This is a genomic window from Caulobacter sp. Root343, from assembly GCF_001425745.1.
Lineage (GTDB): Bacteria > Pseudomonadota > Alphaproteobacteria > Caulobacterales > Caulobacteraceae > Caulobacter.
On the sequence record NZ_LMDF01000008.1, the window covers coordinates 143,569 to 167,899 of the forward strand.

A 24,331-nucleotide genomic window follows, 5' to 3' on the forward strand; every position below is an offset into this window, starting at 1 on the left:
GAAATGCTCAAGGAAGGAGCGAATGGCGGCGCGGGCGTTCTCGCGCGTCGTTTCTTCCGGAAACCAGAACAAGACCGTCGACGCCACCTTTCTCACGAACAGGGTGGGGCGCCAGGGGGACTCCAATGAACAAACGCTTCGCCTTTCTGATCGTCCTGGCCATGGTGCTGGGCGTCGCGGTGGGCTGGGGGTGCAACCAGTACCTCGACCCGGCCGGCGCCAAGAAGGCCGCCGAGCTGGCCTCGCTGCTGCCCTACATCTTCCTGCGCCTGATCAAGATGATCATCGCGCCGCTGGTTTTCACGACCCTGGTGGCCGGCATCGCCCACATGGAGGACGCCGCCGCCGTCGGGCGCGTGGGCGTCAAGGCGATCGGCTGGTTCCTGGTCGCCTCGATCCTGTCGCTGCTGATCGGCATCGGCATGTTCCACCTGCTGGACCCCGCCCACGGCGTGGTGCTGAAGGAGGTCGCCGAAGCCGGCGCACCGCCGTCGGCCGCGGGCGCCTTCACGGTCAAGAGCTTCATCGACCACCTGATCCCGGCCTCGCTGTTCGAAGCCATGTCGAAGAACGAGATCCTGCAGATCGTCGTCTTCTCGATCTTCGTCGGCACGGCCGTCGCCACCCTCGACAACAAGGCGCCGATGGTGCTGCAGGTCACCGAGCAGGCGGCCTCGATCATGCTGAAGGTGACCGGTTTCGTGATGGCCCTGGCCCCGCTGGCCATCTTCGGCGCCCTGGTCAACACCGTCGCCAAGGAAGGCCTGTCGATCCTGGGCGTCTACGCCCGCTTCATCGGCTCGTTCTACGCCGGCCTGGGCGTGCTGTGGCTGCTGCTGTTCCTGGCCGCCCTGGCGTTCCTGGGCAAGCGGGCCCTGAAGCTGTTCGCCTTCATCCGCACCCCGGTTCTGCTGGCCTTCTCGACCGCCAGCTCGGAAGCGGCCTATCCGCGCCTGCTGGATGGCCTGCCGACCGTGGGCGTGCGCCGCAAGATCGTCAGCTTCGTCTTGCCGCTGGGCTATTCGTTCAATCTCGACGGCTCGATGATGTACTGCACGTTCGCCACCCTGTTCATCACGGCGGTGCACGGCGTCCACCTGTCGTTCGAGCAGCAGGCCTCGATGCTGCTGCTGCTGATGGTCACCTCCAAGGGCATGGCCGGCGTGCCGCGCGCCTCGCTGGTGGTGATCATGGCCACCCTCACCTATTTCGGCCTGCCCGAGGCCTGGATCGCCCTGGTCCTGGGCGTCGATCACCTGCTGGACATGGGCCGCAGCGCCACCAACGTCGTCGGCAACAGCGTCGCCGCCGCCGTGGTCGCCAAGTGGGAGGGCGAGCTGGACCCGATCGAGACGGTCGAGCCCGCCAAGGCCTAGAAGCCTTACACGGCAACGCCTTCAAGACGGCCCGCCTCCCACCCGGAGGCGGGCCGTTTTCGTGTACAGTTTCAAATGTACAGTAAAAACTTGACAAGCTTCAGGAGAGGACCAATCTCTTGATCCGAGGGACTTTTTAGGACGATCACGCCATGAGCAAGCTCACCCGCGTCACGCGCGCCGCGCTGATCGGGCTCGCCATCGCCGGCCTGGGCGCCTCGGCCGCTTCGGCGGCCCAGGGCGACGCCTCCGCTCAAACGGCCGGCAAGGCCATCAAGCCGATCCGCCAGTGCTTCTACCTGTCGGACTGGCGCGGCTGGACCGCGCCGGACAAGAACACCCTGTACATGAAGGTGCGCGGTCGCGACGTCTATCGCGTCGACCTGGCCTATGGCTCCAACCAGCTGACCTGGCCCGGCACCCACCTGGTCTCGGTCGTCCGCGGCCCCGACAGCATCTGCCACCCGCTGGACCTGGACCTGCGGGTTTCGGACGGCATGGGCTTCGCGATCCCGATCCGCGCCAAGACCATCACCAAGCTGACGCCGGACGAGATCAAGGCTCTGCCGAAGAAGTACCAGCCGTAGGCTAGAGCGCCGCGGCGTTCAGCAGGGCGACGATCATCGCATTGGCCGGCGTGGCGATCCCGTGCGCCGCGCCCTTGCGGACGATGACGCCGTTGCGGGCGTCCAGCTCCATCGGCCGCCCGGCCGCGCGGTCGGCGTGCAGCGAGTTCATCGATTCCGGGACCTGGCGCCGATAGCCGGCGACCACCTGGTCGGCCAGGTCGTCGGACAGGTCCGCGCCCTCGGCCCGCCCCACCGCCACGCACTCGCGCACCAACGTCCGCATGACCTCAGCCGCGCCCTCGTCATGGGCGACGATGGCGGTCTTCAGCACCAGGGCGTTGACCGCTCCGGCGCAGTTGAGGGCCAGCTTCTTCCAGGCCTCGGTCGTGAAGTCCTCGACGACCAGCAGCTCGATCGGCGTCTGGGCGAACAGGGCCGCGAAGGCTTCGCCGGCCTCGCCCGCCGGGACCTTGATCCAGCCGTTGAGCCGCTGCAGCACCCGCCCGGGGGCCGAGCGCTCGGCCGGGATGTCGACCACCGCCGGGACCAGCGCCTCGGCCGCGATCTTGCCTTCGAACGGGACCGTGTGCTCGACGCCGTTGCGCAGGATCGCGACACGGGTCCGTGGCCCCACGAGCGCGTCCAACCAAGCCAGGGTCCCGTCCGTGTCGTAGGTCTTGGTCGCGACCAGCACCCAATCGACGGGCGAGAGGCCTTCGGGCGAAGTCGCCACGCGCGGGGTCGCCGTGATCGGCCCCTCGGGCGTCTCGACCGCCAGGGTCTCGAAGGGCGTGCGGACGCAGACGGTGACAGCGTGCTCGGAGTTCTGAGCCAGCCAGGCCGCCACGGTTCCGCCGACGGCGCCCGGGCCGATCACCGCTATGGTCGTCATGCTGAAGCTCCCGACTGTGTCCAGCCTGTCCTAGAGCGGCTTCGCGGCGGCTTCTAGCGCTTTCGAACGCTGGCTTCCGGCGCGAAGAAATTGCCCTGCAAGGGAATGGCGCACGGCGTGCGGCCCAGGCGCACCTCTCCCTGCCGGTCCTTCGACTTTCGCCCACCGCCGAACTTGATCGAGCAGTTCAGGACCCGGAAGTAGTCGCCATCCGGGGCCGCGCCCCCTGGCTTCGGATCGCCATAGCTCCGTCCCGCCGCTCCCGCCGCGGCGACGTCGTCGAAATAGGCCCGCTTGCCCGGATCCATCGGCGCGTCGTAGCGCGGCCCGGAGGGATCCAGCCGCCCCAGCTTTTCTTCGCAAGCCTCGCGCTCCTGGCGCGACCGGAAGGTCGTCCGCGTGCAGCCAGCGCCGGCGCGAAGCGCTGCGCCGAGGTTGGCCGGCGCGGCGGGACCTCCCGCCACCGGCGTCCCCGATCCGCCCGGGACGGCCTCGACCGCGCTCACGGGCGGGAATGGGGAAGGTTCGATCGCTTCCGACCCGCGCTCCGGCGCTCGGTCCACGGCCGGACGGGCGGCGGGCGTCGGCGAGGACCGCGTCACGCTGGGGTTCGGACGCGCGGGACTGACCAGCTCGACCGACATCAGGGGAAGATCGGGGCCGGGGGCCAGGAAGTCCGGCGCCGTCGGCCAGGCCAGCCAGGCGAGAACGATCGCGTGCAGGACCAGGGACAGGCCCCCGATCCAACCGAACCGGCTCTTCCGTCGTCGATACGCCCTCATCGCCCGCCCCACGGCCCCCAACCTGTGCTTGTGGAAGGTGAGGTTTCAGTTGTGTCGGAAGCGAGGCTCCATAAGGGCGGGCACGGCCAAGATTGGTGCCCGCCTCCGCCGCTTGATCACCCTGGCGATCTCGGCAAGATGCGCCGCGTGCAAGGACGCATCCGCTTTCCCGGCAACCCCTGGCCGCAGGGCCACGCGCTGGCCGCCTTTTCGCTGAGCGCGGCGCTGGACGCCCGCCATGGCGTCGGCCTGCTGCTGCACCTGAAGACCCGGGACTACGCCGCCGAAGGGCCGGGGACGGACACTGGCGACAACGCCGACTGGACCTCGCCCGACGTGTGGGAAAACTTCGGCGACTGCACGCTGTCGAACACCGCGTGGGGCTATCTGAACGACCAGTTGGTCCGGCTGGACCGTCCGCCGTTCCGGCGGTTCGACCCGCGCGACCTGATCGGCCAAGTCTTCGACCTGGATCCTGTCGCCGACCTGCCGCCCGGCTGGTCTCCCGGCGACCAGCCGTTCCAGGTCTATCTGCTTGGCCACGACGCGGTCGCCGAGCACCGGATCAGCTTCGCGCAGGGTTCTTCGCCCGGCCTGTTCGACATCCGCTGGCGCGGCCGGATCGCGCTGTTCTACGCCGGCGAGGAGGATTTCCGGCATCGCTTCGAGGCCGAGATCCACGACGCGCCGTTCGAGGGGTTCGAGCTGGATGCCGACCTCGACGTCCCCGTCCCGCGCCGCCAGGCCGCCGCCCAGGCGCTGCTCGAGCGGTTCGTCACCCGTCCCGGCGCTTGGCGCTTCGTCCCCGGCCAGGCGCGCGGCGACAAGGACCGCTTCGTTCCGGCCCCCTGAAACCCGCCCCTCCGAAACGACGAAGGGCGAAACCTCCCGGTCCCGCCCCTCACCTAACGCCCCTTTGGAGGGTTTTATTCCGCAGACACGGTCTCGCTGCGCTTGGTCATCATCTGGTCGAAGCTGGTCCACACGCCCTCGGCGCCGTGCCACTGACCCTTGGTCGCGGCCTTCGAATATTCGGTCGCCCGGGCCTCGAAGAAGTTGGCGTGCTCGACACCAGACAGCAGCGACTGCAGCCAGGGCAGCGGGTTTTCCTTGACGCCGTATACTTCCGGCAGGTGCAGCTGGCGCAGGCGCCAGTCGGCGATGAAGCGGATGTACTTCTTGATGTCGTCCGGGGTCATGCCCTGGATCTCGCCGGCCTCGAAGGCCAGGTCGATGAAGTTGTCCTCCATGCCGACCACGGTTTTGCAGCAGTCGACGATGTCGTCGGCCACGGCCTTGGTCACGCACTTCGTCTCGGCGTTGAAGGCATGGTACAGCTTGATGATGCCTTCGCAGTGCAGGCTCTCGTCGCGGATCGACCACGAGACGATCTGGCCCATGCCCTTCATCTTGTTGAAGCGCGGGAAGTTCATCAGCATCGCGAACGAGGCGAACAGCTGCAGGCCTTCGGTGAAGCCGCCGAACATGGCCAGGGTGCGGGCGATGTCGGCATTGGTCTCGACGCCGAACTTCTGCATGAAGTCGTGCTTGTCGCGCATGGCCTGGTATTCCATGAACGCGCCGAACTCGCTTTCCGGCATGCCGATGGTCTCGAGCAGCAGCGCGTAGGCCGCGATATGGATGGTCTCCATATTGGCGAACGACGACAGCATCATCTTCACTTCGGTCGGTTTGAACACCCGGCCGTAGCGCTCCATGTAGTTGTCGGCCACCTCGATGTCCGACTGCGTGAAGAAGCGGAAGATCTGCGTCAGCAGGTTCCGTTCCTTGTCGTTCAGCTTGACGGCCCAGTCCTTGAGGTCCTCGCCCAGCGGCACCTCTTCCGGCATCCAGTGGACCTGCTGCTGCTTCTTCCAGAAGTCGTAGGCCCACGGGTAGCGGAACGGCTTGTAGGCGCCAGAGGGGGTCAGGAGGCCGGGCGTGGTGATCAGCTTGGCGGACATGGCGAACCCTGGAGGCAAGAATCGTGGAGCGGCGATAAGATGGCTTTCACCCTACCAAAGCCTTCGGGTTCATCTAGTGGTCCCGGTGTCGCAGCCACACAAGATGTTGTGAGTGCGTGTGGATAAGTCAGGAAGCTTGACCATGAGTTCGTACCGGATTTTCAGCGCCCTGGGCTCCGGCGGCGTGCCCGTCGAGGCCGCTATGTCCTTGATCGGCCTGCCCTATGAGGTGGTCGAGGCGCCGACCTGGGAGGGCGAGGCCGAGCAGGCCAAGGTCGCCGTCGTCAACCCGCTGAAGCAGATCCCGGCCCTGGTCACCCCCGCCGGCGAGACCATCACCGAGAGCGCCGCCATCCTGATCTGGCTGGCCGACAAATTCCCCGAGGCGCGGCTGGGCCCGGCCGTGGACGCCCCCGAACGGGCCCAGTTCCTGCGCTGGATGACCTTCATCCCGGCCTCGATCTATTCGCTGTTCTGGGTGCGGGACCAGCCGTCGCGGCTGGGCGGGGATGACCCCGAGGTCCAGGCCCGGATCAAGGCGGCGACGGCCGAGCGGATCCTGGACTGCTGGGCGATGATGGAGAGCCAGGTAAGCCCGGGGCTGTACCTGCTGGGGGATCAGCTGACGGTGCTGGACCTCTACGTCACGGTGGTCAGCCGCTGGGGGCCGCGGCGGGTGCGGTTCTACGAGGTCGCGCCGCGGATGGCGGAGGTGGTGCGGCGGGTGGATGCGGATCCGCGGCTGGCGGGGTTTTGGGCGCAGAGGTTCCCGTTCTTTGACGGGTGGGAGCGGCTGGGGCAGCAGGGGTGAAGGCTTGCGGCGGGTCGCCGCCCGACCTCCCCGGCGAACGCCGGGGCCCAGATTCAGCCTAAGCGGTTGGAGTGTTCGCGATCGGGCGGCGGGGCCAAGCAAGGCTGCTCGTGGGTTCGATCTGGGCCCCGGCGTTCGCCGGGGAGGTCGGAAGTTGGGGGCGCTGCCCACGGCACATTCTTGCCCCGCCAGACGTCCCAGCCCGCCCCCGCCGCAACCCCATCCTCCAAACCACCCTTTACGCCGCCCAGCTTCGCCGCTAAGAACCCCGCCGATGCAGTTTCGCGCCACCACGATTATTACCCCGAAAACGACCCGCCTCGGCGGGGCGTGGTCGGGTGTGTGCGCGAACTAGCGAGCATCCCACCAGCCCCGCCGATGCGCGGGGCCGGCTCTCACTTCACGAGATCTGACACGCCCGCGCCTCCGCACTTTCAGGAGACGTAGACCCGTGAGCTTCAAGTTTTCCCGAGCCAACCCGCCCCGCGTCGGCGTCGTCGGCGCCACCGGCCTGGTCGGCGGCATGATGCGCGAGCTGCTGGCCGAGCGGGACTTCCCGCTGGCCGAGCTTCGCCTGTTCGCCTCGGCCCGTTCGGCCGGGACCAAGGTCGACTTCAAGGGAACGCAGGTCGTGGTCGAGGACGCCTCGACCGCCGACTTCGCCGGCCTGGACATCGTGTTCTTCTCGGCCGGCGGCGGCACGTCGCTGGAACTGGCCCCGCGCGCGGCGGCGGCCGGGGCGGTGGTGATCGACAACTCGTCGGCCTGGCGCTCGGACCCCGACGTGCCGCTGGTGGTGGCCGAGGTCAATCCGCACGCCCTGGCCAACATTCCCAAGGGCATCGTCGCCAACCCCAACTGCACCACCATGGCCGCCATGCCGGTGCTGAAGCCCCTGCACGATCGCGCCGGCCTGAAGCGCCTGACCGTCAGCACCTACCAGGCCGCGTCGGGCGCCGGGGTGGCGGGCATCGACGTGCTGGCCAGCCAGCTTCGCGCGGGCGGCGCCGGCGACCTGGACGGCCTGGCCCAGTCGCCCGACGCCGCGCCCCTGCCCGCCCCGGTCAAGTGGGCCGTGCCCTTGGCCTACAACGTCGTGCCGTTGAACTATGTCGTGGTCGAGGACGGCTACACCGAGGAAGAGGTCAAGCTGCGCGACGAGAGCCGCAAGATCCTCGAGATCCCCGGCCTGCCGGTCTCCGGCACCTGCGTCCGCGTGCCGGTGTTCACCGGTCACTCGCTGTCGATCAACGCCGAGTTCGAGCGCCCGATCTCGGTCGCCGAGGCTGCGGCCCTGCTGGCCGCCGCGCCGGGCGTGGTGCTGGAGGAGGTCCCCAACCCGCTAGCGGCGACCGGCCAGGATCCGGTGTTCGTCGGCCGGCTGCGGCCTGATCCGACGGTGGCGCATGGCCTGGCGCTGTTCGTCGTCGGCGACAACCTGCGCAAGGGCGCGGCGCTGAACGCGGTGCAGATCGCCGAGGTGATGCTGGGGGATTAGCGCTCAAAAATCCATGTCATCCCGGCCGCAGCGAAGCGGAGAGCCGGGACCGCCGGAAGCGCCAAGCTTGCCGCGGTCCCGGCTCGGCGCGCTACGCGCTTGGCCGGGATGACAGTTTATACGGACCGCCCCATCGGCCAGTCCACATCGACCTCCGCCGCCAGGAAGTCGATGAACGCCCGCACTCGGGCCGGCAGCGGCCCCGCATGTCCCACATAGACGGCGCTGATCGTTTCGACGTCGCCGGAATTGAACGCCTCCAGCACCGGGACCAGCCGACCGGCGGCGATGTCGCCCGCGATGTGGAACATCGACAGCCGGGTGATCCCCTGCCCCGCCATGGCCAGCCGAGCCGCGCTCTCGCCATCGCCGACCATGGCCCGGCCGTGGGCGGGGTAGAAGACGCGCTCGCCGCCCAGCTTGAACGGCCACTCGTCGCAATGGCGGGCGAAGTTGAACACCACCAGGTCGTGGGCCGCCAGATCGTCGGGATGCTCCGGCGTCCCGCGCCGCGCCAGATAGTCGGGCGAGGCGACCAGGGCCATGCGGCTGTCGCCCAGCTTTTTCGCCACCAGCTGCGAGGGCCGCAGCGGCCCGACCCGGATGGCCAGCTCTGCTCGCTCGTCCAGGAGGTCGATCACCTGATCGGTCAGGGTGACGTCGACCTGCACCTGCGGGTGCTGCTCCATGAACTTAGGGACCAGCGGCAGCAGATGGTGCAGGCCGAACGGCACATTGGAATTGATCCGCAACCGCCCGCGCGGCACGGCGCAGGCGCTGACCGCCCGCTCGGCCTCGTCCAGGTCGGCCAGCACCCGCAAGGCGCGCTCGTGGAAGGTCAGGCCCTCGGCGGTCAGCTGCAGCTTGCGGGTCGAGCGGTTGACCAGCCGCGAGCCCAGCCGGGCCTCCAGCCGCGCCACCAGCTTGCTGACCGCCGACGGGGTCATCGACAGGGCTCTGGCGGCGGCGGTGAAGCCGCCCTCCTCGACCACCCGGGCGAAGACCTCCATCTCGCCGGAGCGATTGATGTCCGCGCGCGCCATCGTGCCCCCAAGTCACAAGTGAAGTTCCTGAACGCAATCTAATTCATCGAAGGCCAAGGCGCCATCTGACGGCTCGAACAGAACCACGAGAGCCGCCATGCCCCTCGCCCTCTACGCCCTGACCGTCGGCGCCTTCGGGATCGGCGTCACCGAATTCGTGATCATGGGCCTGCTGATCCAGGTCGCCGCCGACCTCCGCGTCTCGATCCCCACCGCCGGCCTGCTGATGACCGGCTACGCCCTGGGCGTGTTCGTCGGCGCGCCGATCCTCACCATCCTGACCCGCCGCCTGCCGCGCAAGACCACCCTGCTGGTGCTGATGGCGATCTTCACCCTCGGCAATGTCCTGGCCGCCATCGCCCCGACCTACGGGATCCTGATGGGCGCGCGGCTGGTCACGGCCCTGGCCCACGGCACCTTCTTCGGGGTCGGCTCGCTGGTCGCCGTCTCGCTCGTGCCACCGGAACGCAAGGCCTCGGCGATCTCGATCATGTTCACCGGCCTGACCCTGGCCACTCTGCTGGGCGTGCCGTTCGGCGCGTGGCTAGGCCTGGCCTTCGGCTGGCGGGCGGCGTTCTGGGCCGTGGCCGGCGTCGGGGCGGTGGCTTTCGCGGTGCTGGCGGCGCTGGTCCCGCGCGACCGAGAAAAGGTCGAGCCCGCGCCGCTGCGTGAGGAGTTCGCCGTCCTGGCTCGCCCGCAGGTGCAGCTGGGCCTGGCCATGACCGTGCTCGGCTTTGGCGGGGTGTTCGCGGTCTTCACCTACATCCAGCCGATCCTCACCGAGCTGGCCGGCTTCTCGAAGGAAGCCGTCTCGCCGATCCTGCTGGTGTTCGGGGCGGGCCTCGTGGCCGGCAACCTGGCCGGCGGCCGCTGGGCCGACAAGGGGCTGAACGCGGCCCTGGTCGGGACCCTGGTGCTGCTGACCCTGGTCATGGGCGGCTCGGTCTTGGCCTTCCACAGCCAGGTCGGGGCCGTGGCCGCCGCCTTCCTGCTGGGCGCGGCCGCCTTCGCCACCGTCGCCCCGCTGCAGATGCGGGTGCTGAGCCAGGCCGGCGGCGCGGGCCAGGGCCTGGCCTCCAGCCTGAACATCGCCGCCTTCAACCTCGGCAACGCCTTCGGCGCCTGGCTGGGCGGAGCGGTGATCGCCCACGGCCCGGGCCTGTCGGCCGTGCCGCTGATCGCCGCCGCCGTGCCGCTGTCGGCCTTGGGGTTGGCCGTCCTCAGCCTGAGCCTCGAACGCCGCGCCAGCCTCTCGACCGCCTGATCCCTTTCTCCGGGAGATTTCCGATGGAATACCGCACCCTGGGCCGCTCCGGCCTGAAGGTTCCCGCCTTGAGCTTCGGCGCCGGCACGTTCGGCGGCCAGGGGCCGCTGTTCAGCGCCTGGGGCGACACCGACGTCGCCGGCGCCAAGCGCATGGTCGACATCAGCCTGGAAGCCGGCCTCACCCTGTTCGACACCGCCGACGTCTATTCGAACGGCGCGTCGGAGGAGATCCTCGGCGCCGCCCTCGAAGGCCGTCGCGACCAGGCGCTGATCTCGACCAAGCTGGGCCTGCCGATCGGCGATGGCCCGCTGGATGCGGGCTCTTCCCGCCTGCGGCTGACGCGCGGCGTCGAGGCGGCGTTGACGCGCCTGAAGACCGACCGCATCGACTTGCTGCAACTGCACGCCTTCGACGGGACGACGCCGGTCGAGGAGACGCTTGCCGCCCTCGATGATCTCGTGCGAGCCGGCAAGGTGCTGTACGTCGGGGCCTCCAACTTCGCCGGCTGGGAGCTGATGAAGTCGCTGGCCGCCGCCGACCGTCACGGCTGGCCGCGCTACGTCGCCCACCAGGCCTATTATTCGCTGGTCGGCCGCGACTACGAGTGGGAGCTGATGCCGCTGGCCGCCGACCAGGGCGTCGGGGCCATGATCTGGAGCCCGCTGGGCTGGGGCCGCTTGACCGGCAAGATCCGCCGCGGCCAGCCCCTGCCCGAAACGAGCCGCCTGCACGAGACCGCCGACATGGGGCCGCCCGTCGACGACGAGCGGCTCTACCGCGTGGTCGACGCCTTGGACGAGATCGCCGCCGAGACCGAGAAGACCGTCCCGCAGGTCGCCATCAACTGGCTGCTGCGCCGCCCGACCGTCTCCAGCGTCATCATCGGCGCGCGGACCGAGGAACAGCTGCGCCAGAACCTCGGCGCGGTCGGGTGGAGCCTCACCCCGGAACAGGTCGCGCGCCTGGACGCCGCCAGCGCGGTCACACCGGCCTATCCCTACTATCCGTACTGGCGCGAGGGCGGCTTCCGGCGGGTCAATCCGCCGCTGGTCTGACGTCGGGCATGGGCCGGCGCGAGCCTTGCTGCTAAGCACCGCCCCATGCTGACCGATCCGTTCTTCTACGCCGTGGCCATTCCGGCCGTGATCCTGCTGGGCCTGGCCAAGGGCGGGTTCGCCGGGATCGGGGTGGTGGCGGTGCCGTTGATGGCCCTGGCCGTGTCGCCGGTGATGGCGGCCTCGATCACCCTGCCGATCCTGCTGGTCCAGGACGTGGTCAGCGTCTGGTCGTTCCGGAAGAGCTGGGACAAGGGCCTGCTGATCCTGATGCTGCCGGCGGCGGCGGTGGGGATCTTCCTGGGCTGGGCCCTGGCGGCCTTCGTCAAGGAGGCGGCGGTCGAGCTGGCCGTGGGCGCGATCTCGGTGGTCTTCGCCCTGCAGCGCCTGTGGGCCGAGCGCGCGGTCAAGGCGGCCGCGCAGGTCGAAGCCACGCCGGGGCGACCCTGGCTGGGCGCCCTGTGCGGCGCGGCGGCCGGCTTCACCAGCCAGATCGCCCACGCCGGCGGCCCACCGTTCCAGATCTACGTCCTCCCCCGTCGCCTGGCGCGGGATACGTTCATCGGCACCAGCGCCATCTTCTTCGCGGTCGTGAACTGGATGAAGGTGCCGGCCTATGTCGCCCTGGGCCAGTTCACGCCCAAGGTGCTGGCCACCGCCGGCGTCCTGCTGCCCCTGGCGATCGCCTCGACCTGGGCCGGCGTCTGGCTGGTGCGCCGCGTACCGGCCGAGGGCTTCTACAAGGTCATCTACGTGCTGCTGGTCGCCGTCGGCGGCAAGCTGGTGTTCGACGGCGCGCGAGGTCTGTTCTTTTAGGCGGCGAGGCCTCCAGGAAGTCGTTTTCTGCCCCATCGTGTCGCCAACGCCCTTTCGCGGCCACGATGATCGCCGTTTATATGTCACGGAACCGTCCTACGGTTCGGACGTAGTTGCCATACGAATGGGCGGGCCATGACTGCGAGCTCCACCACCGACATCGTCGTCGCTCCGACCTCAGAGGACGCGACGCCAGAGGTCGCCACGCACTATCCCACGCCAGCCGCCAAGTGCGCCGATCTGGTGGTGCATCTGGCCGGCCTGGCCTGCGCCCTGCTGGGCGGCGGGATCCTGCTGGGCCTGGCCTTCGGCATGGGCGACCTCAAGCAGGTGGCGGCGGTCAGCGTCTATACCGTGGGCCTGATCCTGATGCTGTCGCTGTCGACGGCCTACAACTTCGCCAAGGCCCGCTGGCGGCCGCTGCTGCGCCGCTTCGACCACGCCGGCATCTTCGTGATGATCGCCGCGTCCTACACCCCCTTCACCACCCAGAACCTGCACGGCTGGTGGGCGATCGGCATGACCACGGCGGTCTGGACGGTGGCCGGGATCGGTGTGGCGGCCAAGCTGTTCCTGCCCGGCCTGGACAAGCGCTTCTGGGTCGGCCTGTACCTGGCACTCGGTTGGCTGGTGCTGGTCGCCATCAAGCCGATGATCGACGGCCTGTCCTGGGTGGCCCTGCTGCTCTTGGCCATCGGCGGCCTGGTCTATTCCACCGGAACCATCTTCTACCTGATGCGTCGCCTGAAGTTCCGCCGCGCCATCTGGCACGGCCATGTCATCGGCGGCGCCGGCCTGCACTACGCGGCCGTGCTGGTGGGCGTGGTGCTGGCCGGCGCCCGATAGTCAGTGGATTTGGAGACGGTCGTTGGACAGGGATCCCACCGGGAAGATCAACCTTCAGGGCTTCTTCAAGGACTGGAAAACCAATGATCCGCTGCGCGGCAAGCGATTGCCGACGCCGCCGTCCGATCGCCAGGTCCAGGCCTCGGGCTTTCCCGGCGTTCGACTGACCGTCGACCAGGCCGACGACGCCCTGCGCCAGGCCGCCGACCGCCTGGCGCCGCTGCGCTCGCTGATCGGCCGCGACGAGTTCAACATCCTGGCCCTCTCCGGCGGCGCGGCTGGCGGCGCCTATGGCGCGGGCGTGCTGGCGGGCCTGTCCAAGTCCGGACGCCGACCCGACTTCGCCATCGTCACCGGGGTCAGCACCGGGGCCCTGAGCGCGCCGATGGCCTTCCTAGGCTCGGCCTGGGACGACCGGCTGACCGACGCCTATGTCGGCGGCCACGCCACCGAGCTGCTCAGCCTGCGCCGCCTGGCGCCCGCCCTGGGCCCCAGCATCTTCAAGGGCGAGTCGCTGGACGCCCTGGTCGAGACCTTCGTCGACCAGGAGATGGTCGAGGCCGTCGCCGTCGAGCACGCCAAGGGCCGCCGCCTGCTGATCGCCACCACCAATCTCGACAGCCAGCGCGCCGTGGTCTGGGACCTGGGCGAGATCGCCACCCATGGCGGCGACGAAGCCTTGAAGCTGTTCCGCACCCTGCTGGTGGCCTCCGCCTCGGTGCCGGGCATCTTTCCGCCCAAGCTGATCGACGTCCAGGCCAACGACCAGGCCTATCAGGAGATGCACGTCGACGGCGGCGTGGCCGCGCCGCTGTTCCTGATGCCCGACGCCCTGCTGCACTGGCGCAACCTCGGGCCCCGCTTCCGGCGCGGCCGTGTGCACGTGATCGTCAACACGGTGCTGGATCCCTCGACCCAGTCGACGCCGCCGGGCGTGGCCTCGATCATGAGCCGCAGCTTCGACACCATGCTGCGGTTCTCCTATCGACAAGCCTTGAGCCTGGCCGCCGGCTTCTGCTCGCGCCACAACCTGCCGCTCAGCGTGGCCTCGATCCCCAACGCCTTCGAGGGCATGAACCTGCTGAAGTTCGAGACCGACCTGATGCGCCGGATCTACGACGCCGGCTTCGAGCAGGCGGTCGAGGGCTCGGTCTGGACCAGCGCGGTCGAGGAACAGAGCCTGTGGCGCGGCCTGTTCAAGAAGCCGCTATCGGCCTCGTCGACTGTGGGGACGGGCGTGATGATCCGCGAGGAACCGAACCTCGAGGCGCCGCTGGAGCCTTGAACCGGCCCGTCGGCGGGTCTTCGCCGTGGTGAACGCGCCGAGCCCGGAACAAGCTTAGCCGCCGATCGTTCTAGCCAAGATTCACACCGATCGCCTATGCGCCAAGCGCCTTGGGCGTTTTGAAAGCTTGGCTGATGGCCGACCTGTTTCGACGCCGTTTCCTCGACCTGCTTTGCTCCATTTACATCTACAACGAGCATCGCGGCTACACGGCCATCGATCGCATGCTGAAGGCGATCCGATCGAGCTGGCCGGACGATCACGCCCTGATCGCCCTGGTCGAGAAACACCGCGCGGACGAGCACAAGCACTACCTGATGTTTCGTCGCTGGTTCGAGCGACGCGGCGACATGCCGTTCGACCTCGATCGCGCCTGCGGTCATATCGACCGGTTCGTCGAGATCGCGTTCGGATCGCCGATCGACGACCTCGCCCCCTCGCTGATCGGTCGCGACGATCTCTTCGAGCGCCTATGCCGGGTCATTTCCCTGACCGAGAAACGGGGCTACCGGCAGGTCGAGGTCCTGCTGCGCAACCGGACCGTTCTCGCCGACAGCATGCTGACCAAGATCTTCCGCGTCATCGAGCAGGACGAACCCAGCCATTGGGCTCCCTATGACGGCTGGCTGATCGACCATGGGCGACGGCAAGCCAACTGGCGCGAGCGCGCTATCGACAGCTTCGTCCACGGCGAGTTGCTGGCCCTGAAGCTGCCGGTCCTGTTCCTGTCGCCGGCCCTTTCGCGTCGGACCACGTGGCCGGACGCGCACGACGAGGCGCAAGGGCCCGAACCCGCGCGGGCGGCCGCCTGAGCGCGGCGGCCTGGCGGGCGCTAGGCCTTCTTCAGATGCCGCGCGCGCAGCTTGTCGACGTTCGGCGGATCGGCGCGGAAATCCGAGGCCAGGCCCAGGCGGGCGTTGCACGACGGGCAGCGGACCGAGTCCTCGTCGGCCAGATCGGCCGGCGGGTCGAAGCGCGTGCCGCACGGCTTGCACTTCCAGTCGCCCACGGCCGGAGGCGGCGGCGGTGGAGGCGGGGGCGCGGCGTGAGGCGTGAACACGGTGCGCCCGGCGGGTTTGACCATGCGCTCGAGCGGCGGCGGGCCACCAGGGGCGGCGACGCCGCTCTTGAGGCTCAGGGTCTTGCGGCGCGGGGGCTCGCTCTCGCTCATGACATCGCTGGCGGCTGTGGATGGAAACCGGCTAGCTGCATGAAAGCGGCCGGAAACACAAGCTCAATAGGGTGAAATGGCCCTACCAGTGCGGCTTCAGGCTGAACGACAGGGCCACGACGTCGTCCTTCTGGGTGGCGAGGCCCATGATGCCCTCCTTGGCCCGGATCTCGCGGTGGATGTAGCCCAGCGAAGCCTGCATCGGGCCGCGCCGCCAGGCCACGCCGGCCTGGCTGTCGCCGATCAGACGGCTGGTGACGTCCTGCGAGAGGCCCGCGCGGGTCCAGTCGCCGTTCTGGCCACGCAGCATGTTCAGGCCCACGGCCCGGCCGCTGGCGGCGGCGAAGATGTACCAGCGCCCGCGGTCGCCGAAGGCCTCGTCGCCTTCGCGCACGCCCAGGGCGTCGTTCACCCGGTCGCCCATGTTCTTCTTCTTGCCCAGGCGCACGGTGGCGCCGGCCTCGGCCGAACCGCCGGCTCCGCCGAAACCCACGCCGGCGTGCGGCGTGACGTCGAGGGCGAAGGTGCGGCCCTTCAGCGACACGGCCGCGGGCCAGCCCCGGGTCACGGTGACGTCGACGTCCTGCAGCTCGTAGGCGTCGGCGTCCGGGCGGACCAGGGTCAGGGGCGCGACGGCGGCGGTCTTGGCGACCCCGGCCATGGTGACGCGGACGGAGTCGATCGGACCGCCGGCCTGCGCCTGGCGGGTGAAGGCGTTCGAGCGCCAGGTCACCGGCCCGGCCCCGTCGTAATAGCGGTCGGTGTCGAGGATGCGGACGTCGCCGCCCGCGGCGGCGGCGGATGATACGGCGAAGCCGCCCTGCAGCTCGCCCTCGGCTCCGTCGACATCGCGGGCCGTGAAGCCGGTGGCGCTGGACGAGAGGTCCAGCGGACGGGCTGTCTCGGACTTAACCTTGAAGGAAATCTGGGCCGGGGCCTTGTCGGCTGTCGGGGCGGCCCTATCTGTCGCCTTGACGCTCTTGCCGACCTTCTGGGCCGCGCAGGCCGAGGTCGCATGCCCGGCGACCACGGCCACCAGCACGGCCATAAGGCAGAAGACGGTTCGCTCCCCAGCGGTCCGCATCGCGGATTCCCCAATCCAATGGAGGTCCAGCCTACGCCCTTCGCGCCGACTGTCTACGGCGACGAATGCGCACATGGTGAACCGCCGGAAACCTTGACGGTTCCTCCGCGAACGCGAAACGGCGGCGTGATCGCTCACGCCGCCGTTCGTTTGTCACCGACTTGCCGGGATTATGGGCAGGCCAATCCTATTGACAGGCGAGGCACTCGTCGTAGTCGGTCTTGGCCGGGGCGTCGAAGCCGCCGACCAGCTCGGCCTTTTCGCCGGCGCCGGCATAGGCCGCGCGCTGAACCGACTTGGAGCGCAGGTAGTAGAGGCTCTTCACGCCGCGTTCCCAGGCCTGCCAGTGCAGCATGTGCAGGTCCCACTTGTCGACGTCGCCGGCCAGGAAGATGTTCACCGACTGGCTCTGGCAGATTTCCGGCGTGCGGTCGGCGGCCAGCTCGACCACCCAGCGCTGGTCCAGCTCGAAGGCGGTCTTGAAGACGTCCTTGTCGTCCTGGCTCAGGAAGTCCAGGTGCTGGACCGAGCCTTCGTGCTCCAGGATCGAGCCCCACACCGCGTCGGTGTTCTGGCCCTTCTCCTCGAGCAGCTTCTCCAGATAGGGGTTCTTCACCGCGAACGAGCCCGACAGGGTCTTGTGGGTGTAGATATTGGCCGGGATCGGCTCAATGCCCGCCGAGGTGCCGCCGCAGATGATCGAGATCGAGGCGGTCGGGGCGATGGCCAGCTTGTGCGAGAAGCGCTCCTTGGAGCCGCGGTCGGCGGCGTCCGGGCACGGGCCCTTCTCCTCGCCCAGGGCGATCGAGGCCTTGTCGGCTTCGCGGCGCAGGTGCTTGAACATCCGCATGTTCCAGCTCTTGGCCAGGGCGCTTTCGAACGGCACGTTCTGGCTCTGCAGGAAGCTGTGGAAGCCCATCAGGCCCAGGCCCACCGAGCGCTCGCGCATGGCGGCGTAGGCGGCCGTCGCGGCCGCGTCGGGCGCGCGGTCGATGAAGTCCTGCAGGACGTTGTCGAGGAAGCGCATGACGTCCTCGATGAACGTCGGATGGTCGCGCCATTCCAGGAAGGTCTCGGCATTGACCGACGACAGGCAGCAGACGGCCGTGCGGTCGTTGCCCAGGTGGTCGCGGCCGGTGTGCAGCATGATCTCGCTGCACAGGTTCGACTGGCGGACGCTGAGGCCCAGCTCGCGCTGGTGGCTCGGCATGGCGCGGTTCACGGTGTCGGAGAAGATCAGATAGGGCTCGCCGGTCTGCAGGCGCAGCTCCAGGATCTTCTGCCACAGGGCGCGGGCGTCGACCTCGCGCAGCACTTCCTGGGTCTTCGGCGAGCGCAGGCCGAACTTGGTGCCGTCGCGCACGGCGAACATGAACTCGTCGGTGATGTTCAGGCCGTGGTGGAGGTTCAGGGACTTGCGGTTGAAATCGCCCGACGGCTTGCGGATCTCGAGGAACTCCTCGATTTCCGGATGGTGCACGTCGAGATAGACGGCGGCCGAGCCGCGACGCAGCGAACCCTGCGAGATGGCCAGCGTCAGGCTGTCCATCACGCGAATGAAGGGGATGATGCCCGAGGTTTGGCCCTGGCCCTTGACCTTCTCGCCGATCGACCGGACGCCGCCCCAGTAGGTGCCGATGCCGCCGCCGTTGGCCGCCAACCAGACGTTCTCGTTCCAGACGTTGAGGATGCCGTCCAGGCTGTCGCTGACGGCGTTCAGGAAGCAGCTGATCGGCAGGCCGCGGTCGGCGCCGCCGTTCGACAGCACCGGAGTGGCCGGCATGAACCACAGGCGGCTCATATAGTCGTAGACGCGCTGGGCGTGCTCGGCGTCGTCGGCGAAGGCCGTCGACACGCGGGCGAACATGTCCTGGTATGACTCGCCCGGCAGCAGGTAGCGGTCTTCCAGGGTGGTCTTGCCGAAATCGGTCAGCAGGGCGTCGCGCGAGCGGTCCACCTGGACCTTCTGCACCAGCGCCAGCTGCGGGCGCTTGGCGGGCTTGATCGCCGCGAGCCGAGCCTCGCTCCGGGTGTTCGTCTTCGCCGCTTCACTGCCGTTCATGACCAAAATCCATGCTCAATCAGCGTGTTCCGGTGAAGGGGATAGTCCCAACCAGCCGCTATATCTTGTGGCTGAGGAGCCCCCTCAACCCACATATGGGGCCACAGTGGCTAATGACTCGTCAACGCCCCCGCCTTGAGTTTTTCGTTAACAAGCTGTGAACGCACCGAACTTGTGAGGCAGGATCAAGGGGTTGCCTCACCGAACTTTTTTCACCCGCGACAGACCGCCGCAAGGCGCCCCGAGACATCCGCCCCCGGACAACGTCGTTCGTTAACAGGCTGGTCACAAGGGATGGTGGCCGGCTGTAGATAGGACCGCCAGGGCGGGTCCCAGCGCCGCCGTGAGGGAACGCCCGGAAACCGGGGCTTCCGGCCACCATACCCTGTCGGCGTGACGTTTTCGAACGACGCGATGGCGCCCGACAAAGGAAACGCGCGGACAAAAAGAAAGGGCCCGGCGTTTCCGCCGGGCCCTCCCGATAGGCAGTCGATTCGATCTTAGAAGTTGATCGAGATCGTCGAACGACGGTTCAGCGGTTCCTTGACGCCATCGCCAGTAGCGACGGCCGGAGCGCTTTCACCCTTCCAGTCGACGCCGAGGACGGCGGCCGGGACACCTTGCGAGACCAGGGCGTCAGCCACGGCCTTGGCGCGGCGTTCCGAGAGCTTGGCGTTGTACTTCGGCGAACCCGACGTATCGGTGTGGCCGACCACGACGATCTTGGTCGCGTGACCGTCGCTGGAGTACTTCGCGGCTTCCGTGACCACCGATTGGGCTTCCGGCGTCAGGACCGATTGGTCGAACGGGAAGTACACGATGAACTCGCGGGCCTCGTACTGCGGCGGCGGCGGAGGCGGCGGCGGCGGGGGAGGCGGCGGAGGCGGAGGCGGCGGGGGAGGCGGCGGCGGCGGGGGCGGCGGCGGCGGAGGCGGCGACGCGAACGAGTAGCGCAGACCCACGGTCAGCGACTGATCGCGATACTGGCCTTCGAAGCTGCCGGGTTGCAGCAGGCCCGAGCCGGTCGACTGGAACGCATGTTCCGCGCCGGTGATGTAGCGGTAGGTGAAATCGATCTTCAGCTTGTCGGTCGCCTTGATCGACGCGCCGGCGATAGCTTGCCAAGCGACGGCGAGATCGTCGTCGTCGACGGTCAGGTTCTGAATAGCCGTGTTGGCCGTGGTGACCGCGCCGACGCCGCTGAACTGACCCAGGGTCTTGACGTCCAGACGGTTGATGCCGACACCGGCGCCGAGGAACGGGTTCAGCCAGGAATCCGGAGCGAAGTCATAGATGACGTTCGCCATCAGGCTCCACGAGTCGATCGAACCATCCGGCGAACCGCAGGTCTGGGCCGACGACGTACGGGTCACGCCCGGGGTGCAGAGGCCGATCGGCTGAGCGCGAACGGCGCTGCCGTGGACGCTGTCGAGATCGCCGGGGCGATAGCCGCCTTCGACTTCAGCGCGCCAATGCGGGTTGAACTGGTAGCCGAGACGGACAAAGCCGGTCCAGTCGTTCTGCGACTTCCAGGCCCAGTGATAGTGGGCGCCGTCCGGAGCGTTCGCGTCCGATTCCGTCTTGAGGCTTTGCGGCCAGTGATAGCCGAGGTCGACCGCGCCGTACCAGCCGGTCTCTTGGGCCGAAACGCCCGACGCGGCGAACACCGCGACCAGAGCAGCTCCCGCCAGGAGGTTGAGTTTCATCGTTGAAGAGCCCTCTATTGCCCTGCCCAGGCCGGAGTCCGACCGAGCGCTGTTATACCAAGGCGAACGCCACGGGAAAGTGTCAGCAAAGACACACTCGTCAGGTTTCGCCCCCTGCCCATTGCTCAGGAAAGCTAAACAAGACCGCCCCTCAGAATCAACTGCCGAGCGCGCCCGCCAACTTCCACGGAAGATGAGCGTCAGCGTTGCTGGGTTCGCACGTGAACCGTTTGCACGCAAGGGCTTGCGGCCAGGAAATGGTCAAGCATTCGCAGATCGTCGCCGAAAATCCGCACCTTTTGACATGATCCGTCAGGTCATCGACCAACCTGGTCCAGCTTTGCCCCTAATCCAGGGTGGTTCGATAGCGCGCCATCGCCAGGCCCGAGATCGCGACGACGAACAGTCCGAGCGCGGATAGACTTGACCATAGGGCCGTCACGTCCAGTCCTTTCAGCAGGGCGCCGCGGACGATGCGGAGGAAGTGCGTCACCGGGATCACCGTGCCCAGGGCCTGGGCCCAGGCCGGCATGCCGCGGAACGGGAACATGAAGCCAGACAGCAGGATCGAAGGCATGATGTAGAAGAACGACATCTGCATCGCCTGCAGCTGGGTCCGGGCCACCGTCGAGATCAGGAAGCCCAGGGCCAGCGACCCGATGATGAACAGCAGCACGCCCAGGCAGAGCGCGATCCAGCCGCCGGCCATCGGCACCGTGAACAGGGCCCGGGCCAGCACCAGGATCACGACCGTCTGGATCACGCCCACCGCCACATAGGGCGTCAGCTTGCCGATCATCACCTCGATCGGGCGAGCGGGCGTGGCCAGCAGACTCTCCATGGTGCCGCGCTCGTACTCGCGGGTGACGCCCAACGACGTCATCATCACCAAGGTCATCGACAGGATCACGCCCAGCAGGCCCGGCACGATATTGTACGAGGTGATGGCCTCGGGATTGTAGCGGCGGTGGATCACCACCTCGAACGGATCGCCGTTTGGCTTCGCAACGGCCCCCACGAGATCCCGCGTCAGCGCCGTGCGCGGCAGGCTGGCCAGGGCCGCGATCGCGCCGCCGGTCGCGGCGGGGTCGGAGGCGTCGGCCTCGACCAGGATCTGGGCCTGGTCGCCGCGCACCACCCGGCGGGTGAAGTCGGCGGGGATGGTCAGGGCGAACTGCACCTCGCCCCGGGCCACGGCTTCGTCCAGCTCGGCCGGCGAGGCCGCCGTACGGACGATCTCGAAATAGCCGCTGTTGACCAGGGCCGACAGGGTCGAGCGCGCCATCGGCCCTTGATCCTGCACCAGCACCGCCGTCGGCAGGTCGCGCGGGTCGTTGTTGATCGCGTAGCCGAACAGCATCAGCTGCACGATCGGCATGACCAGGATCATGGCGTAGGTCAACCGGTCGCGGGTGAGCTGGATGAACTCCTTGATCAGCACCGCCAGGATGCGCGCGCCGGACAGGCCCTTGGCGGATCCGCTCATTGGAAGTTGTCCGACGACTGGCCCATCAGCCGGATGAACACGTCCTCCAGCGTCGGCTTGACCTCTGTCCATTCCAGCGGCGGATGGCGGTAAGGCGTGATGGCGGCTTCCAGCGCGGCGCGGTCGGTCCCGCTGACGTGCAGGGCGGCGCCGAACGGGGCGGCCATGATCACGCCGGGCGCCTTGGCGAGGTCGCGGGCCAGGCGGTCGGCCCCTTGGCCCTCCGCACGGAAGGTCACGAGGCCCGACTGTTCGATCACCTCGTCGGCGGTCCCGCGCGCCATCAGCTTGCCATAGGCGATGTAGGCGATGTCGTGGCAGCGCTCGGCCTCGTCCATGTAGTGGGTCGAGACCATGACGGTCAGGCCCTCGGCCGACAGGGCGTGGATCTCGTCCCAGAACTCGCGTCGGGCCTTCGGATCGACGCCGGCCGTGGGTTCGTCCAGCAGCAGCAGCTTCGGCTCGTGCATGATGCTGGCGGCCAGGGCCAGGCGCTGCTTCCAGCCGCCCGACAGGCTGCCGGCCAGCTGCTTCTTGCGCGCGGTCAGGCCCAGGCGGTCCAGGCTGCCCTTCACCCGCTCGCGGCGGCCCGGCAGCTCGTGGACCCGGGCCACGAAGTCGAGGTTCTCCTCGATCGACAGATCCTCGTAGAGCGAGAACTTCTGGGTCATGTAGCCGGTCTGGCGCTTCACCGCCTCGGCATCCTTGCGGAAGTCCAGCCCCAGCACCGCGCCCTCGCCGCTGTCGGGGGTCAGCAGGCCGCACAGCATCCGCAAGGTGGTGGTCTTGCCCGAACCGTTGGGGCCGAGGAAGCCGGTGATCTTGCCCTTCTCGACCTGGATCGACACGTCCTGCACCACGTGGCGTGGGCCGAACGACTTGTTCAGCCCACGGACGTCGACGGCGAGCTCGCTCACCGATCCGCCCCCAGCGGCGTGATGTCGACCGGCTGGCCGGGGGCGAGCGGCGCGCCGCCTTCTGGCCGGGCTTCCACCAGGAACACCAGCCGCTGGCGGGCCTCGCGGCTGTAGATCACCGGCGGGGTGAACTCCGAGCGCGGCGAGACATAGTTGATCCGCGCCGTCCGCTCGGCCCCGCAGCCGTCGCACGCGAAGCGGACCGTCGCGCCGGCGCGATAGCGGGGGACCTCGCCCTCCGGCACGAAGAAGCGCAGGCGAACGCGGTCGTCCGACAGCAGGGCCACCACGGGCTGGTTGGCGGCGGCCCATTCGCCGGGCTGGTAGAAGACGTCCTGCACCCGCGCCGCCGTGGGTGCGCGCGGGCTGATCTGGTCCAGGCGGCTCTGCGCCGCCGCCAGGGTCTCGCGGGCCGAGGCCACGGCGGACTGGGCGGCGTTCACCGCGTCGGGCCGCGCGCCCAAGGTTCCCACGTCCTTGCGGCGGGCGACGGTGGCGGCGTTGGCGCGGGCGGTGTCCAGGGCGGCCTTGACCTGGTCAAGCTTGGCGGGCGCGTAGATGCCCTTGCGCACCAGCGGCGCGACGCGATCGAAGTCGGCCTGGGCCTGCCGGACCTGGGCCTGGGCGGCGGCGCGCTCGGCGTCGTAGACCGCCAGCTCCTGCGGGCGCTGCCCCTTCTCGGCGTCGCGCAGCTGGGCTTCCGCGATCGCCACCTGGGCGGCGGCCTGATCGCGGGCGGCGGTCAGCTGGGCGGCGTCGAGCGCGAACAGCGGCTGCCCCGCCCTCACCCGGTCGCCGCGCTGGACGGCCACGGTGCTGACCAGGCCTGAATTGGAGGCCCCGACATAGAGCGTCTCGCCCTCGACATAGCCCGACAGGCGGTGCGGCCGGTGGGCGTCGGGTCCCAGCAGGCGCCAGCCCAGGAACCCCGCGAGGCCGAGCCCGGCGACCACGGCGACGATGCGGACGGCGGGCTTCATGCGGTCACGTCCTCGCGCGGCGCCAAGCCCGCGAGCACCGCCTCGCCGTGCTGAGCGATCAGATCCCGCAGGTTCAGGGCCGGCGCGCCGACGGGCGTAAAGGTCTCCTGCCAGATCACGCCCATCAGGATCGGTCCCATGATGCTGAACGCTTGCAGGCGCGGGTTGCCCGGGCGGATCTCGCCTCGCCCTTGAGCTCTGTCCAGCGCTCCGCTCAGCGCTGCCAGGGCGCGACTGACCACCTCGTCATGCCAGACGCGCGCCAGTTCCGGGAAGTTTCGCGACTCGCCGATGACCAGCTTGGCCACCGCGCCCAGGCGCGTGGTTTCGATCATCAGGCTGATGCGAACGAACACCATCCTCAGCAGATCGGGGAATGGCGTGGTCGTCTGATCCAGCACCGCTTCGACCACGTCGAGATTGGGCGCCACCGCCTCGCGGACAACGGCGCGGAAGATGTCCTCCTTGGTCTCGAAGTAGAGATAGAGCGCGCCCTTCGAGATCCCGGCCTTGGCGGCGATCTCGTCCAGCTTGGCCGCGGCGAAGCCCCGTTCCGCGAACACCTCGAGCGCCGCCTGGACGATCTCGCCCGGCCGCGCCTCGCTGCGTCGTCGCCACTTGGGGGAACCGGCCTGCATTTTCTGGACTTCCGAAGTAAATGACTTTCGAGTCATATACCGGAGTTATTGCGAACTCAAGCCATCCCAAGCGTCGAGAAAAC

General features: G+C 68.6%; 23 protein-coding genes. 11 read left to right on the forward strand and 12 right to left on the reverse strand.

Annotation, left to right across the window (positions count from 1 at the left end; genetic code table 11):
* The first annotated feature begins 125 nt into the window (after window positions 1–125).
* Both ASC70_RS19020 and ASC70_RS19025 read left to right on the forward strand, forming a co-directional pair.
* Window positions 126–1,376 (forward strand): dicarboxylate/amino acid:cation symporter, encoded by a 1,251-nt coding sequence (locus tag ASC70_RS19020; protein ID WP_056053252.1) that lies wholly within the window; start codon window positions 126–128, stop codon window positions 1,374–1,376.
* A gap of 152 nt (window positions 1,377–1,528) precedes the next feature.
* The gene (locus ASC70_RS19025) at window positions 1,529–1,963 is read left to right on the forward strand and encodes a DUF6491 family protein (protein ID WP_056053255.1); all 435 of its coding nucleotides are present in this window, start codon (window positions 1,529–1,531) and stop codon (window positions 1,961–1,963) included.
* A 1-nt stretch (window position 1,964) separates the two neighbouring features.
* On the opposite strand, the gene ASC70_RS19030 is transcribed toward ASC70_RS19025, so the two are convergent.
* Entirely contained in the window at window positions 1,965–2,837 is an 873-nt protein-coding gene (locus tag ASC70_RS19030) for a 2-dehydropantoate 2-reductase (RefSeq protein ID WP_056053257.1), read from the reverse strand.
* A 53-nt stretch (window positions 2,838–2,890) separates the two neighbouring features.
* On the reverse strand, window positions 2,891–3,619 hold the full coding sequence (locus ASC70_RS19035; RefSeq protein WP_056053259.1) for a hypothetical protein: 729 nt from the start codon (window positions 3,617–3,619) through the stop codon (window positions 2,891–2,893).
* A gap of 147 nt (window positions 3,620–3,766) precedes the next feature.
* Between ASC70_RS19035 and ASC70_RS19040 the strand changes: the two genes are divergently transcribed.
* Entirely contained in the window at window positions 3,767–4,471 is a 705-nt protein-coding gene (locus tag ASC70_RS19040; protein WP_156396264.1) for a hypothetical protein, read from the forward strand.
* 74 nt (window positions 4,472–4,545) lie between these two features.
* On the opposite strand, the gene ASC70_RS19045 is transcribed toward ASC70_RS19040, so the two are convergent.
* Window positions 4,546–5,583, reverse strand: coding sequence for a ribonucleotide-diphosphate reductase subunit beta (locus ASC70_RS19045; RefSeq protein ID WP_056053263.1), 1,038 nt, complete (start codon window positions 5,581–5,583; stop codon window positions 4,546–4,548).
* 142 nt (window positions 5,584–5,725) lie between these two features.
* Between ASC70_RS19045 and ASC70_RS19050 the strand changes: the two genes are divergently transcribed.
* Window positions 5,726–6,394, forward strand: coding sequence for a glutathione S-transferase family protein (locus tag ASC70_RS19050; RefSeq protein ID WP_056053266.1), 669 nt, complete (start codon window positions 5,726–5,728; stop codon window positions 6,392–6,394).
* Window positions 6,395–6,845: 451 nt separating this feature from the next.
* The gene (locus tag ASC70_RS19055; protein ID WP_056053269.1) at window positions 6,846–7,892 is read left to right on the forward strand and encodes an aspartate-semialdehyde dehydrogenase; all 1,047 of its coding nucleotides are present in this window, start codon (window positions 6,846–6,848) and stop codon (window positions 7,890–7,892) included.
* A 116-nt stretch (window positions 7,893–8,008) separates the two neighbouring features.
* On the opposite strand, the gene ASC70_RS19060 is transcribed toward ASC70_RS19055, so the two are convergent.
* Complete coding sequence (locus ASC70_RS19060) at window positions 8,009–8,935, reverse strand: LysR family transcriptional regulator (RefSeq protein ID WP_056053273.1); 927 nt, start codon at window positions 8,933–8,935, stop codon at window positions 8,009–8,011.
* A 97-nt stretch (window positions 8,936–9,032) separates the two neighbouring features.
* Between ASC70_RS19060 and ASC70_RS19065 the strand changes: the two genes are divergently transcribed.
* From ASC70_RS19065 to ASC70_RS19090, 6 genes are all read left to right on the forward strand, one after another.
* The gene (locus tag ASC70_RS19065) at window positions 9,033–10,199 is read left to right on the forward strand and encodes an MFS transporter (RefSeq protein ID WP_056053276.1); all 1,167 of its coding nucleotides are present in this window, start codon (window positions 9,033–9,035) and stop codon (window positions 10,197–10,199) included.
* A 23-nt stretch (window positions 10,200–10,222) separates the two neighbouring features.
* Window positions 10,223–11,257: an aldo/keto reductase gene (locus tag ASC70_RS19070; protein WP_056053279.1), complete on the forward strand. Its 1,035-nt coding sequence runs from the start codon at window positions 10,223–10,225 to the stop codon at window positions 11,255–11,257.
* A gap of 45 nt (window positions 11,258–11,302) precedes the next feature.
* On the forward strand, window positions 11,303–12,073 hold the full coding sequence (locus ASC70_RS19075) for a sulfite exporter TauE/SafE family protein (protein WP_047406669.1): 771 nt from the start codon (window positions 11,303–11,305) through the stop codon (window positions 12,071–12,073).
* A 135-nt stretch (window positions 12,074–12,208) separates the two neighbouring features.
* Window positions 12,209–12,919, forward strand: coding sequence for a hemolysin III family protein (locus ASC70_RS19080; RefSeq protein ID WP_056053281.1), 711 nt, complete (start codon window positions 12,209–12,211; stop codon window positions 12,917–12,919).
* A 22-nt stretch (window positions 12,920–12,941) separates the two neighbouring features.
* A complete protein-coding gene (locus ASC70_RS19085; protein WP_056053283.1) occupies window positions 12,942–14,204 on the forward strand; it encodes a patatin-like phospholipase family protein in 1,263 nt (420 codons plus the stop codon).
* A 134-nt stretch (window positions 14,205–14,338) separates the two neighbouring features.
* Entirely contained in the window at window positions 14,339–15,016 is a 678-nt protein-coding gene (locus ASC70_RS19090) for a hypothetical protein (RefSeq protein ID WP_056053286.1), read from the forward strand.
* Window positions 15,017–15,036: 20 nt separating this feature from the next.
* Here ASC70_RS19090 and ASC70_RS19095 read toward each other — a convergent pair whose 3' ends face one another.
* From ASC70_RS19095 to ASC70_RS19130, 8 genes are all read right to left on the reverse strand, one after another.
* Window positions 15,037–15,375 carry a hypothetical protein gene (locus tag ASC70_RS19095; RefSeq protein WP_047406680.1) on the reverse strand — a complete coding sequence of 113 codons (339 nt, stop codon included), beginning with the start codon at window positions 15,373–15,375 and terminating at the stop codon, window positions 15,037–15,039.
* An 82-nt stretch (window positions 15,376–15,457) separates the two neighbouring features.
* Entirely contained in the window at window positions 15,458–16,459 is a 1,002-nt protein-coding gene (locus ASC70_RS19100) for a lipid A-modifier LpxR family protein (RefSeq protein ID WP_082539544.1), read from the reverse strand.
* A gap of 187 nt (window positions 16,460–16,646) precedes the next feature.
* Window positions 16,647–18,527 (reverse strand): ribonucleoside-diphosphate reductase subunit alpha, encoded by a 1,881-nt coding sequence (locus tag ASC70_RS19105; RefSeq protein WP_056053289.1) that lies wholly within the window; start codon window positions 18,525–18,527, stop codon window positions 16,647–16,649.
* A 494-nt stretch (window positions 18,528–19,021) separates the two neighbouring features.
* On the reverse strand, window positions 19,022–20,227 hold the full coding sequence (locus tag ASC70_RS19110) for an OmpA family protein (RefSeq protein WP_056053292.1): 1,206 nt from the start codon (window positions 20,225–20,227) through the stop codon (window positions 19,022–19,024).
* A 346-nt stretch (window positions 20,228–20,573) separates the two neighbouring features.
* On the reverse strand, window positions 20,574–21,713 hold the full coding sequence (locus ASC70_RS19115) for an ABC transporter permease (RefSeq protein ID WP_056053295.1): 1,140 nt from the start codon (window positions 21,711–21,713) through the stop codon (window positions 20,574–20,576).
* Window positions 21,710–22,630: an ABC transporter ATP-binding protein gene (locus ASC70_RS19120; RefSeq protein ID WP_056053299.1), complete on the reverse strand. Its 921-nt coding sequence runs from the start codon at window positions 22,628–22,630 to the stop codon at window positions 21,710–21,712. The genes ASC70_RS19115 and ASC70_RS19120 overlap by 4 nt, the downstream gene beginning before the upstream one ends.
* Window positions 22,627–23,610, reverse strand: a complete 984-nt coding sequence (locus ASC70_RS19125) for an HlyD family secretion protein (RefSeq protein ID WP_056053302.1) — start codon at window positions 23,608–23,610, stop codon at window positions 22,627–22,629. The genes ASC70_RS19120 and ASC70_RS19125 overlap by 4 nt, the downstream gene beginning before the upstream one ends.
* Entirely contained in the window at window positions 23,607–24,248 is a 642-nt protein-coding gene (locus tag ASC70_RS19130; protein ID WP_056053304.1) for a TetR/AcrR family transcriptional regulator, read from the reverse strand. The genes ASC70_RS19125 and ASC70_RS19130 overlap by 4 nt, the downstream gene beginning before the upstream one ends.
* Between the last annotated feature and the right edge of the window lie 83 nt (window positions 24,249–24,331).

Coding starts and splice junctions, on each gene's coding strand:
- ASC70_RS19020 (WP_056053252.1), top strand. CDS start 126: ATGAACAAACGCTTCGCCTTTCTGATCGTCCTGGCCATGGTGCTGGGC.
- ASC70_RS19025 (WP_056053255.1), top strand. CDS start 1,529: ATGAGCAAGCTCACCCGCGTCACGCGCGCCGCGCTGATCGGGCTCGCC.
- ASC70_RS19030 (WP_056053257.1), bottom strand. CDS start 2,837: ATGACGACCATAGCGGTGATCGGCCCGGGCGCCGTCGGCGGAACCGTG.
- ASC70_RS19035 (WP_056053259.1), bottom strand. CDS start 3,619: ATGAGGGCGTATCGACGACGGAAGAGCCGGTTCGGTTGGATCGGGGGC.
- ASC70_RS19045 (WP_056053263.1), bottom strand. CDS start 5,583: ATGTCCGCCAAGCTGATCACCACGCCCGGCCTCCTGACCCCCTCTGGC.
- ASC70_RS19050 (WP_056053266.1), top strand. CDS start 5,726: ATGAGTTCGTACCGGATTTTCAGCGCCCTGGGCTCCGGCGGCGTGCCC.
- ASC70_RS19060 (WP_056053273.1), bottom strand. CDS start 8,935: ATGGCGCGCGCGGACATCAATCGCTCCGGCGAGATGGAGGTCTTCGCC.
- ASC70_RS19065 (WP_056053276.1), top strand. CDS start 9,033: ATGCCCCTCGCCCTCTACGCCCTGACCGTCGGCGCCTTCGGGATCGGC.
- ASC70_RS19070 (WP_056053279.1), top strand. CDS start 10,223: ATGGAATACCGCACCCTGGGCCGCTCCGGCCTGAAGGTTCCCGCCTTG.
- ASC70_RS19075 (WP_047406669.1), top strand. CDS start 11,303: ATGCTGACCGATCCGTTCTTCTACGCCGTGGCCATTCCGGCCGTGATC.
- ASC70_RS19080 (WP_056053281.1), top strand. CDS start 12,209: ATGACTGCGAGCTCCACCACCGACATCGTCGTCGCTCCGACCTCAGAG.
- ASC70_RS19090 (WP_056053286.1), top strand. CDS start 14,339: ATGGCCGACCTGTTTCGACGCCGTTTCCTCGACCTGCTTTGCTCCATT.
- ASC70_RS19095 (WP_047406680.1), bottom strand. CDS start 15,375: ATGAGCGAGAGCGAGCCCCCGCGCCGCAAGACCCTGAGCCTCAAGAGC.
- ASC70_RS19100 (WP_082539544.1), bottom strand. CDS start 16,459: ATGCGGACCGCTGGGGAGCGAACCGTCTTCTGCCTTATGGCCGTGCTG.
- ASC70_RS19110 (WP_056053292.1), bottom strand. CDS start 20,227: ATGAAACTCAACCTCCTGGCGGGAGCTGCTCTGGTCGCGGTGTTCGCC.
- ASC70_RS19115 (WP_056053295.1), bottom strand. CDS start 21,713: ATGAGCGGATCCGCCAAGGGCCTGTCCGGCGCGCGCATCCTGGCGGTG.
- ASC70_RS19125 (WP_056053302.1), bottom strand. CDS start 23,610: ATGAAGCCCGCCGTCCGCATCGTCGCCGTGGTCGCCGGGCTCGGCCTC.
- ASC70_RS19130 (WP_056053304.1), bottom strand. CDS start 24,248: ATGCAGGCCGGTTCCCCCAAGTGGCGACGACGCAGCGAGGCGCGGCCG.